This is a genomic window from Sinomonas sp. (assembly GCF_051955515.1).
GTDB lineage: Bacteria > Actinomycetota > Actinomycetes > Actinomycetales > Micrococcaceae > Sinomonas.
On record NZ_JBQCGQ010000201.1, the window covers coordinates 1 to 10666 of the forward strand.

General features: G+C 69.6%; 10 protein-coding genes. 4 read left to right on the plus strand and 6 right to left on the minus strand.

The genetic code is table 11. The annotated features are described in order from the left end of the window. Positions 1-186: 186 nt before the first annotated feature. From ACTHL9_RS11670 to ACTHL9_RS11680, 3 genes are read right to left on the minus strand one after another with little or no spacing between them, the layout of a single operon-like run. Positions 187-1431 (minus strand): MFS transporter, encoded by a 1245-nt coding sequence (locus ACTHL9_RS11670; protein WP_440519251.1) that lies wholly within the window; start codon positions 1429-1431, stop codon positions 187-189. 20 nt (positions 1432-1451) lie between these two features. Next, a complete protein-coding gene (locus ACTHL9_RS11675; protein ID WP_440519253.1) occupies positions 1452-3464 on the minus strand; it encodes a penicillin-binding transpeptidase domain-containing protein in 2013 nt (670 codons plus the stop codon). Positions 3465-3509: 45 nt separating this feature from the next. Further along, positions 3510-5693, minus strand: coding sequence for an ATP-dependent DNA ligase (locus ACTHL9_RS11680; protein ID WP_440519255.1), 2184 nt, complete (start codon positions 5691-5693; stop codon positions 3510-3512). Between the two features lie 114 nt (positions 5694-5807). Between ACTHL9_RS11680 and ACTHL9_RS11685 the strand changes: the two genes are divergently transcribed. Beyond that, positions 5808-6467 (plus strand): dihydrofolate reductase family protein, encoded by a 660-nt coding sequence (locus ACTHL9_RS11685; RefSeq protein ID WP_440519257.1) that lies wholly within the window; start codon positions 5808-5810, stop codon positions 6465-6467. Between the two features lie 10 nt (positions 6468-6477). Beyond that, positions 6478-6924: a PPC domain-containing DNA-binding protein gene (locus ACTHL9_RS11690; protein ID WP_440519258.1), complete on the plus strand. Its 447-nt coding sequence runs from the start codon at positions 6478-6480 to the stop codon at positions 6922-6924. Between the two features lie 116 nt (positions 6925-7040). On the opposite strand, the gene ACTHL9_RS11695 is transcribed toward ACTHL9_RS11690, so the two are convergent. Beyond that, positions 7041-7181 (minus strand): hypothetical protein, encoded by a 141-nt coding sequence (locus ACTHL9_RS11695; RefSeq protein WP_440519259.1) that lies wholly within the window; start codon positions 7179-7181, stop codon positions 7041-7043. Between the two features lie 264 nt (positions 7182-7445). Here ACTHL9_RS11695 and ACTHL9_RS11700 point away from each other — a divergent pair, with 264 nt between their 5' ends. Then, positions 7446-8414, plus strand: a complete 969-nt coding sequence (locus ACTHL9_RS11700; RefSeq protein ID WP_440519260.1) for a hypothetical protein — start codon at positions 7446-7448, stop codon at positions 8412-8414. A 326-nt stretch (positions 8415-8740) separates the two neighbouring features. Continuing rightward, entirely contained in the window at positions 8741-9226 is a 486-nt protein-coding gene (locus ACTHL9_RS11705; protein WP_440519262.1) for a hypothetical protein, read from the plus strand. Between the two features lie 26 nt (positions 9227-9252). On the opposite strand, the gene ACTHL9_RS11710 is transcribed toward ACTHL9_RS11705, so the two are convergent. After that, on the minus strand, positions 9253-10281 hold the full coding sequence (locus tag ACTHL9_RS11710; RefSeq protein WP_440519263.1) for an NAD-dependent epimerase/dehydratase family protein: 1029 nt from the start codon (positions 10279-10281) through the stop codon (positions 9253-9255). Positions 10282-10299: 18 nt separating this feature from the next. Beyond that, positions 10300-10666 (minus strand): CHAD domain-containing protein (locus ACTHL9_RS11715; protein ID WP_440519264.1); only part of this gene is annotated, 367 nt, incomplete at its 5' end.

Consider the following 10666-nt stretch of genomic DNA (forward strand, 5'->3'; position numbering starts at 1 on the left):
GGGGAGGGGGGGGCCGCCCGGGGGGGGGCGGCCCCCCCCGGCGCGCCCCCCCGCGCCCCCCCCCCCCCGGCGCGCGGGCCCGGGGGGTGGGGTGGGGGGGCCCCCCCCCCACCCCCCCCCCCCCCAACGGGAGGGGGCCAACGGGAGGGGGCGCAACGGGAGGGGGCGCGACGCAGCGGGAGGGGGCTACGCCTCTTCGCGGCGGGTAGCGCCGGCGAGCACGAGTGCGACGGCGATCGGCACGAGGATGGCCAAGAGCGCAAGGCGCAGGCCCACGTGATCGCCGAGGAAGCCCAGGAACGGCGGGCCGGCGAGGAACGCGACGTAGCCGATGGTCGAAACCACGGAGACGCGCGCGGCTGCGTGCCGGGGGTCGTCCGAGGCCGCTGACATCCCCATCGGGAAGGCGAGCGCCGCCCCGAGGCCCCAGAGCAGTGCCCCGAAGGCCGAGAGCCAGAACATTCCCGAGAGGGAATACAAGGCCAAGCCCACGAGGGCCGAGACCATGCTGAGGCGCAGCGCCGTCACACGCCCCAGGCGGTCGATGATGCGGCCGCCGAACCAGCGGGCCACTGTCATGGCCCCCACAAACAGAGCGAACAGCCCGGCCCCTGCAGCCTCGCTCGAGCCGAGGCCGTCGACGACGCCCTTCGAGATCCAGTCGTTGCCGGCGCCTTCCGTCAGCGTGGCCCCGAGCACGACGACGCCGATGAGCAGGGTCCGCCGGTGGGTCCACGCGGCGAGCGCCCCACCCGGTTCCTTCGGCGCGGGAGCCGGGGACGCGCCGTCGGCCGCTACGTCCGCGGCGAGGTCGCCGACGGCGGGCAGTTCGTGCTGGGTCAGCGGCAGGAAGTGCCGCGGGACGAGGATCATAATGACGAGGACCGCGACCATGATCGCCGCGAGGTGCGCCGGCAGCGGGACCCCGAGCGCGCTCAGGGCAGCGCCCACGAGCGCGCCGAGCACGGCGCCGCCGCTGAAGCCTGCGTGGAACTGCGGCATGACCGTCCGGCCCAGCCTGTGCTCGACGTCCGCGCCCTCGATGTTCTGCGCCACGTCCCAGAACGCGATGCCCACGCCGAAGACGGCGAGCCCGGCGGCGACCACCACCACGGAGTGGGTCAGAAGCCCCGCGGCGATCGTGCCGCCGGCTGCGACCGCGAGCACACCGCCGAGCCGGACCGTGCGGATGATCCCGACCTTCGAGGACACCGGCCCAACCAGCGGCATGGCACACAGTGAGCCGATCGCGCCGATGAGCAGGACCAGGCCCATCTCGCCGGTCGAGAGCAACAGTGTCTCGGTGACCGCGGGAATACGCGCGGCCCAGCTGGCGAAGATGAATCCGTTGGTCGCGAAGATGACGAAGGTCGCGATGGCGGCGCGTCGGACGACGGCGCGCTCCGGCTGAGTGGCAGAGGCTGCGGTCACAGGCTGGTCCTCTGGGAGATTCACTGGGCGGCTTTCGTGAGGAAGTTGGTCAGGAGCGGGCCAGAGACGGTGGCGCCCAGGCCGCCCTCGTCGACGAAGACGGCAACGGCGAGGTCGCCGTGCGTTCCGATGATCCAGGCGTGGGTTTTCGGGGGATTGTCGCTGCCGAATTCGGCGGTGCCCGTCTTGGCACCGACGGGCGCGCCGGGGACGGAGAGGAGGAAGCCGGCGTGGCCGCTCGTGACCACGGCCCGCATCATGTCTTGGAGCGCTGCGGCCTCGGCCTGGGTCACGGGCTTCGAGCCACCCGCGGCCTTGTTGGTCGGGCTCGGAGACGCGCTCGCGCTCGGCTCGGCTTCGTCCTCGCCGACATTCAGCACAAGCCGCGGCGAGACGACGGACCCCTTCTGCACCGACGCGGCCATGACCGCCGCGGCGAGGGGAGACATCAGGATCTTGCCTTGTCCGATCATGGACGCGGCGTGCTCGGTCGCCGAGGCGGCGTCGGCCGGCACCGAGCCGAGGAAGCCGTCGGCCCCGAGAAGCGGCGCCTCGACGCCAAGGCCAAGTGACGACGCCGAGGCGGCGAGCTGTTCCTGCGTCACCTTGTCGCGCTGGGAGATGAAGGCCGTGTTGCACGAATGTGCATAGGCGTCCCGAAGGGAGATCGCGCCGAGGTGGTCCGCCGGATATCCCGTGGCGTTCTGGAAGGTCTTCCCGTCGACGGTCAGGGTCGGCGTGCACTGCACGGGGAGGTCCGGCGTTGCGCCCTGCCTGAGGAGGGCGAGCGAGTCGACCGTCTTGAAGATCGAACCGGGCGCGTACTGGCCGAGCATGGCGGTGTTGTAGCCGTTGCTCCCGGGGCCGCTCGCGGCGGCGAGCACGGATCCGTCCGAGGGTCTGATGGCCACGATGGCGGAGGCGGGTCCCACCGAGGAGAGCGTGTCGTCCGCGAGCTGCTGCAGGCGTGGATCGATGGTGGTGCGCACTGGCTTGCCCGGCTGGGGTGCGCTCGAGAAGAGCGTTCGGGTGGCGGCCTGCTGCGAAGGGGTTGCCGAGGGAGCGGACGACGGCGATGCCCCGCCGGTCGCGGTCGGCGCCGGGGAGGCTGTGCTCCCCTGAGCGACGGCGAGCACGGTGACACCATCCTTGCCGCGAAGCTGATCGTCGTACTTCTGCTCGAGTCCGCCGGCGCCCGTGAGGTCCCCTGCCTGCAGTTCGCCGTCGGACTTCTCGATCTGCTCCGCCGTCGCCTGACCGACCGTGCCGAGGACGGCCCGGCCGAACTCGCGAGTCGGCGCGAGCGGCAGCGTGTCGCTCAGCGCGAAGGCGCCGGGGATGGCGCCCAACTGCTCGTCGGTCGGCTTCCTGTCCGGCGTGTCCCTGAGGACGATCGCCTCGACGAAGGCCTTGGGGCCGGCCGCGGCCGCCTGCTTCGCGTACCCGTCGGGGTCGATGCCCACGAGGGAAGCGAGCGCCCTGGCCGACGCGTCGAGGCGATCCGCCCCGACGAACGTCTTGTCGATGCCGACGCGCTTGACCGGGCGCATCGTCACAAGTGGCGCATCTCCCGCACCAAGGATGTCCGCCCGAGCGGGAGCCTCGGACTTGACCGCCAGCACCTCGCCCGCCTTGAGGCCGGGGGCAACGAGGTCAGGCGACCAGCGAACGCCCCAGCGCCCGCCCTCCTGGGCGACCTGCGCCGTCGTCGTGTACTTCCATTGCTGCCCTGAGAGCTCCCACTCATAGGCGAGCGGGACCGTCGTCGTGCCGTTGTTCGTGCTCGCCTGCCCGGAGCTCACCTTGGGCTTGACGTCTCCGAGCCCTGACACGATGTCCTTGAGCTGGGACTGGGCCGCACTGACGTCGGTGCCCAGGATCGGCGCGTGGGAGACGTCGAGGGAGGCGATAGCGCTCGAAACCTGGCCGGCGGCCTGCTCCGCGGCGGCCTTGGAGCCGTCGTCGCACGAGGTCAGGACAGCGCTGAGGAGGGTGACAGATACGACAAGACCAGCGATGCGAATGTTCCCCACCGACCTAGCCTACTGGTGGGGTGCCGCTACGCAGTCGAGTTCGGGCTAGGCGGACCGTTCTCCGGACAGGACCGAGGAGAGGTCATAGCTGACCGGTTCTTCGAGCTGGTCGTAGGTGCACGATTCCGGTGAGCGGTCCGGGCGCCATTGGACCCACTGCGCGGTGTGGCGGAACCGCTCGCCCTCCATGTGGTCGTACTTGACCTCGACGACGCGCTCAGGCCGCAGCGGGATGAATGAGAGGTCCTTGTCCGCATTCCAGCGGGAGCGCGCCGCCGCCGTCGGGGTGCGCGGGGTCGACTGGTCGCGGTTGTCCGGCAGCACCGCGGCGGGCTGCGCCCACGCCCAAGGGTGCCCCTCGAACGTGGTCACGAGCGGCTGCAGCTCCTCGAACAGCTCCTTGCGGCGCGCCATCGGAAAGGCCCCGACGACGCCCACCGAATTGAGCTGGCCCTGGTCGTTGTACAGGCCAAGGAGCAGGGATCCGATGGCGTCGGGCTCGTCCTTGTAGAGCCGATAGCCGGCGAGGACGCAGTCGGCCGTCCTCTCGTGCTTGAGTTTGGACATCACCCGCTTGTCCTCGGCGTAGAGCTCGCCGAGGGGCTTGGCGACGACGCCGTCCAGGCCAGCGCCCTCGAACGAGCTGAACCACTCCATCGCGAGGGCGGGGTCGTTGGTCGCCTGAGTGAGGTAGACCGGGGGCTTGGTGTCCTTGAGTGCCTCCTCAAGCGCCGCACGCCGCTCGCCGAACGGGCGCTCCACGTAGTTCGTCTGGCCCAAGGCGAGCAGGTCGAAGGCCACGAAGCTCGCTGGCGTCGCGGCGCTCAGCTTTGCGATGCGCGAGGCCGCGGGGTGAATGCGCTGCTGGAGGGCATCGAAGTTGAGCCGGTTGCCAGTGTCCGGGTCCACGAGGATGATTTCTCCGTCAATGACCGAATGGTCGGGGAAGTTCGCGACGATGGCCTCGACGAGCTCCGGGAAGTAGCGCGTCATGGGCAGGGCGTTGCGGGAGCCGATCTCCACCTGATCGCCAGAGCGCCACACGATTGAGCGGAAGCCATCCCACTTCGGCTCGTACAGGTACTCGCCGACCGGAAGCTTCTTGACCGGCTTGGCCAGCATCGGCCCATACGGTGGGGCGATCGCAGTGCCCCACTCGGCGTCACGCTCGGCTTTGGGTGCCGAATAGTCCTCGTCGGCCCGGTCGGCCTTTCGCTTGCTCGGTGGCACCCGCGGCGGCTCTCCGGGCATCTTGGGGTAGTCCGGGGGGAAGTTGAGCTCGCCGAGCCCGCGCTCGAGGTCCGCATCCCACAAGGCGAGTGCGCCGGAAATGTCCCCGGGCGCGTCGTCGATATCCGCCCAGGGGCAGCCACGGGCGGCCACGAGCTCGGGAACCGTCCGGACGGTGAAGTCCCGCGGGTCCGCGTCGGGGAGCTCGTCCCAGGTCAGCGGGGTCGAGACCGGCGCGTGCGGCAGGGGCCGCGGCGAATAGGCGGCGGCGATCGTGCGGTCGCGGTTGGCCTGGTTGAAGTCGACGAAGACCCGCTCACCGCGCTCCTCCTTCCACCATGAGGTGGTCACCAGATCCGGCAAGCGGCGTTCCAGCTCGCGGGCGATCCCGATGACGGCGTGCCGCACGTGAAGGAACTCGTGCGTGGGCCGAATGCGCGCGTAGACGTGGACGCCCCGGTTGCCCGAGGTCTTCGCGTACGCCGTGAGCCCAGCCTCGGCCATGACCTCGCGCAGCGCGAGGGCAGCGGTGACCGCGTCCCGGAAGTCGCGGCCGGGCTGTGGATCGAGGTCGATCCGCAGCTCGTCCGGGTTGTCCAGATTCGCCGTTCGCACCGGCCACGGATGGAAGGTGATCGTTCCCATCTGCGCTGCCCACGCGAGCGCGCCCGCCTCGTCGAACACGAGCTGGTCGTGGCGCCGGTGGGACGGGTAGGTGCACGTCACTGTCCTCAGATAGGAAGGCGCACCGCGCGGCGGCCGCTTCGAGAAGAACTCCTCGCCGTCGATCCCCTCGGGGAAGCGCTGAAGAGTCATGGGCCTGTCCCCATTGAGCCGCAGAAAGGGCGACGCCACGGAGATCAGATAGTGGGCCAGATCGCGCTTGGTCAGCGGCTCACGCCCTTCGACGCCGGGCCACAGCACCTTGTCTGGGCTGGTCAGCTTGACCTCCCGCGCACCGTCGGGGCCATCTACGTGCAGGATCTCGGAATCCGCCATGCGCCCAACGGTAACCGTCAGAACGGCGTTGGGGCAGGACGTGTTGAACCTTCCGTGGCCGATCCGAAGCCGTTAGGTTCGATCACGACACGGTAATTCCCTCAAGGAGATGACATGTCCCTGGTCCGCGTGCACAACTTCTCGGTCTCCCTCGACGGCTACGGCGCCGGCGAGGGTCAGCAGCTCGAGGCTCCGTTCGGTCACGCGGGCTCACGCCTCATGGAGTGGGCCTTCGGGACGCGGACGTTCCGCGAGATGGGCCTCCCCGGGGATTCCGAACCGTCCCGGGGAGTCGACGAGGCGTTCGCCAGCCAATGGGCGCCGGGAATCGGCGTGGAGATCATGGGACGCAACAAGTTCGGCCCGCAGCGCGGGCCATGGGAGGACGAGGAGTGGAAGGGATGGTGGGGCGACAACCCCGTCTTCCACACACCCGTCGTGGTCCTGACCCATCACCCGCGGCCGGTGCTCGAAATGGAGGGAGGGACCACGTTCCACTTCGTCGACGCCGACCCGGTCTCCGCACTCAAGCAGGCCCGCGCCCTCGCCCCCGATCAAGACGTCCGGATCGGCGGCGGCGTCAACACGGTTCGGCAGTTCCTTGAGGCCGATCTGATCGACCACCTGCACATCGTCGTCGTGCCGATCATCCTAGGCCGCGGCGAACAGCTCTGGGACGGACTCGAGGGACTCGAAGAGCGCTTCACCATCGAGGCGACGCCTTCTCCCTCCGGCGTCGTCCATCTGGTCTTCACCCGTCGGCCCAGGACGTGAGAGCGACCCCATGAAGAGCACCAAGCTTTCAGGCGAAGACGGCGGCGTCTTCGTGGTCGTCGGCGAGCCCGGCGAGGACGCCTTCCAGCTGCTGACCAACTTCGCGAAGAGCAACCAGCTCAGCGCCGCCCAGCTCACCGGCGTCGGCGCCTTCAGACGCGCAACGGTCGGCTGGTTCGACCGAGAGGCCAAGGACTACCGGCGCATCGAGGTCAGCCAACAATGCGAACTCCTGTCCCTCATCGGGGACATCGCCCTGTCCGACGACGGCCCACAGGTGCACGCCCACGTTGTCCTTGGTCTATCAGACGGCACGACGCGTGGCGGCCACCTGCTCAGCGGGGAAGTCTGGCCCACGCTCGAGGTCATCGTCCGCGAGGCCCCGGCCGTGCTCCGCAAGACGAGTCACCCCGAACTCGGGCTGGCCCTTATCGATCCCGACCGCACCCACATCTGAAACAGGTCTCACGGCTCGCGCACGCGCAGCGCAGAATAGCCTCCGTCACACGGCCGAGGCGCCGAAGGGGCTTTCCCTGCGGCGCCTCGCTATTCTCACTCAAGGACTGACAGCAGTCAGGAGATGACGATCTCCTCGCTGTCGAAGAGGCCGTCTTCCTCGTCCCAGGCCTTCTCCTCGGGTCCCTCGGCAAAGTCCTGGGAAAGGTCTTCCCTGTTCAGGCGGTGGATAGCGTTCCGGCGGTCGCCGTTGACCATGGCACTCCTTCGCTGTGGCGAATAGGGTAACGAACGCATTGTTGCGCCCGTGCCGTTCAGGACAGCACGCGCGTGGGCAAGGGTCAAGGGCCTCCCCTCCCGTTGCGTCGTCACCTCCGCAGGGTGCGCCCGGATGCGACCCGGGATTGTGCATAGCGAAAACGCGATTTTTCGCTGATCTGACACTGGTGCTGTCACTATCAGCAGTCCTACGATGGCTTTCTCGCGTGCGCGACCGAACCTGGAGGCTGGGGAGGTGGAGACATGCGGTTGACGCCGACGGCGCGGCTTCGTGCTCTAGCCGTGGTCCGGCACGCCTCCGTCGCGGCGGGGCTGGGGCTCGGCTGGGTGCTCCTCTCAGGAGCGGCTGCCTCCGCCTCGAGCGGTCTGCTCGGCACCGGTGATCTTCTCGGGACCGCGACGTCGACACCGGTGACCACGGTGGCGGCCCCCGTCACCGGCGCGGCTTCCAACGCCACGCCCGGCATCGTCGCGGCGGTGCCGGGCGCTCAGTCGACGGGCTCGACCCTGGTTCAGAGCACGACGACGGCGCTCGCCTCGACCGTCGAAGCGGTGCCTTCCGTCGCCGGACCAGTGCTGACGGGCCCACTGGCACCGCTCGCCCCTGTGGTGAACGGCACCACGTCGGTGGTTGCCCACACGATCAGCGGCGTGGGCAATACCCTTGGCGGCACTGCTTCGACCCCGCTTCCGCCGCCTCCAGCCCTCCCCGCGCCCGTGAGCCAGCCGGCACCCGTCCCCGCGTCTGGCGACCAAGCGGCACCGGCCCCCGTCGCCGTCAGCGAAGCGACCCCGCCGTCCACCCCAGCCGCCGCCGCCGACCAACCTGCAGTCCCCGCCTCGCCGGCTGCCACGGACGCGCGGCCCGCAGGCGACCCGCAGGCTGCGGCCCCCGTCCGGGCCGGCCACGTTCCTGCGTGGGACTGGTCTGTCCCGGGTGCCGCGACGGCGCCGCAGGACGGGTTCCACCCCGCAGCGGACGGATCCCCTTCCGGCTCCCCCGGCGAACCCTGGTCACCCCCGCTGCTTGACCAGCCGCTGTGGCTGAGCGCGGGGAACGCGGGATCTTTCGGTGGATGGTTCACGAGTCCTGCGACTCTCGCCTCAGCGTTCATCTTCGTTCCGCTCTTGCTAGTCTCCCTCCGCAACCGGCCGGTTGGCGGCCTTCTCCCGCCCTCGCCGGCATTCGATCCGGGTTCCACTCCCGACTGAGAGGGGACCAGTCTGCCCACCTTCGGGCAGACATGGCGTCCCTGCGCCTTCGTGCGCACCGCATCCAGTCAGGAGATGAAACCGTGAATACCCTTGCCTGCCGGGCGCTGCTCAGCGGACCGGCCTCACGGGCCGTCGGCATCTGGCCCGACCCCATGTAGAAACCACGCACGCTCGAGGGCTGCGGGGGTGCCCCGCGCGTGCCACCAAGGTGGCCTGGCGTGGCGCTGGGGCCATGCCAGGCCACCGAAACAGAACACGGTCCAGCAGTAGGCCACGGTCCAGCACGGGCCACAAGGAAATTTTGTTTGATAAGGGGGCGCACGATGCCCGAACCGACCCGAATGACCATCACTGAATTGCTTGGCTGCACCCTTGAGGAGGCAGGCGATTACGATCCCAAGGAATTCGACCTCACGGAAGCCCAGCGCGCGATGCTCGCTGAGGCTGCGGCTGCCGAATACCGATATGCGGCCAACTCGGTCCTCGAGCGGTACGGATACGTGCTGACCGCAGACGGGGAGATCGTCCGAAACGACGCGGAAGAGGACGCCATCCGCCAATGGAACGAGCCGACGCTGCGGGAAGAGCTCGGCCAGATCAGTGTCCCGTGGACCCTCGCCCTCGCCCGGGCCACGAGCGCTCACAATGCCCTCCTCGCCGCCGAATCCGCGTCGGCGCGGGCCAGAGCCGCACTGAACGATGCCATCGTCAACGCAGCGCACAGCGGCGCGTGCGCCTGTCGGATTGCGGAGGCGATCGGCGCAGCGGAGTCGGAGGTGAACCGGATCATCTGCGAGGCCCTTCAGTAGAGCCTTACACAAACCACAAAAGCGCCCTACTTCGGCACGATCCCGAGCCGTACCAAGCTCTCCCCCGTCGCCACGGCGGCTTCGCGGCTGGACCGCGGCGCCCACCCGAGCTCCGCGCGCGCCTTGGCGCTGCTCGCCCGACGCACCACGTTGAGCTGCGGAACAAGCTCCTGCAGCGGCGGGACGAACCGTGCGAGCGCCCGGACGAGCCACGCCGGGGCGGTGCCCCGCGGGGGCTTCGCCGCCGCGTCGCCGAGCGCCTCGTGAAGGGCAACCCCGAGCTGATGGAAGGAGATGGGCTCGCCGGCCACGGCCACAAAACGTTGCCCCGCGGCGCCCGGAGCGGTCATCGCCTTGAGGTGCAAGTCCACCACGTCCCGAACGTCCACAACATTCATCCATACCGGGGGCGCAACGGGCAGCCACCCCTTCATAAGGGCAATGACAATGCGAATGGAATTCGAATAATCGGCCCCGAGCACGGGCCCCAGAACCGCAACCGGATTCACCACGGACAATTCGAGGCCGGCGCCCTCTCTGTCGATGAAATCCCACGCGGACCGCTCGGCAATGGTCTTCGATTGGACGTAGGGCGTCGGATTCCCCCTGTCGAGATTCGTCCAGTCGCCCTCGTTGAGCGGCCGGCCCAGAGGCCCGTGCCCATACCCCACCGCCGCGAACGAGGAGGTCAGCACTACCCGCAGCGCCTGCGCGTCCCGGGCGGCGCGCAGCACGCGGAGCGCCCCTTCGCGGGCGGGCACCACGAGCTCGTCCGCAGTCTTCGGCTGAGTCGTGGGGAACGGCGACGCCACGTGGAGCACGTACTCGGCGCCTTCGGCGGCAGCCGCCCAGCCGTCGTCGTGCATCAGGTTCGCCGCGAAGTAGGCGACCCGCTCGGGGTGCGGCGCCTCGGCCACGGAGAGCATGCGCACGACGTCGGCTCGGCGGTCGAGCGACCGCATGGTCGTCTTGACCTCGTGCCCGGCCGCGAGGAGCTGGGCTATCGCATGGGCACCGATGAACCCGGTGCCGCCGGTCACGAGTACCGTCGCCATGCGTCTATTCTGGGCGGCTCACGCCCGTCCGCCCAGCTTCGCCGGAAGCTTCTTGCGGAGCCGCTCGAAGTCCGCCTCGGCCTGCCTCGCGAACTCAAGCTCGCGGGCATGGAGCCTCCCAAGAGTGAAGGCATTCTCCCCACGCCCGTGGGCGTCGATGGCGAGCCGGCGCAGGAGGTCCGCTGAGACCACGCAGTCCTGGTGCTCCCCCAGCACCTGCTGGATCTTGGTGGCCTTCTTCTCGAGCCGCCGCGCTTTCTTGCGCCCGAAGGGCCGGGCCAGCTCCGCGGAGTAGCGGACGCTCTTCGCGGCCTCGAGCACCTCGTGCAGCGCGCGGTCGTGCCCCTCTCGCGCCCGGCCGGCGGCAGCACCGCCGTCGGCCTCC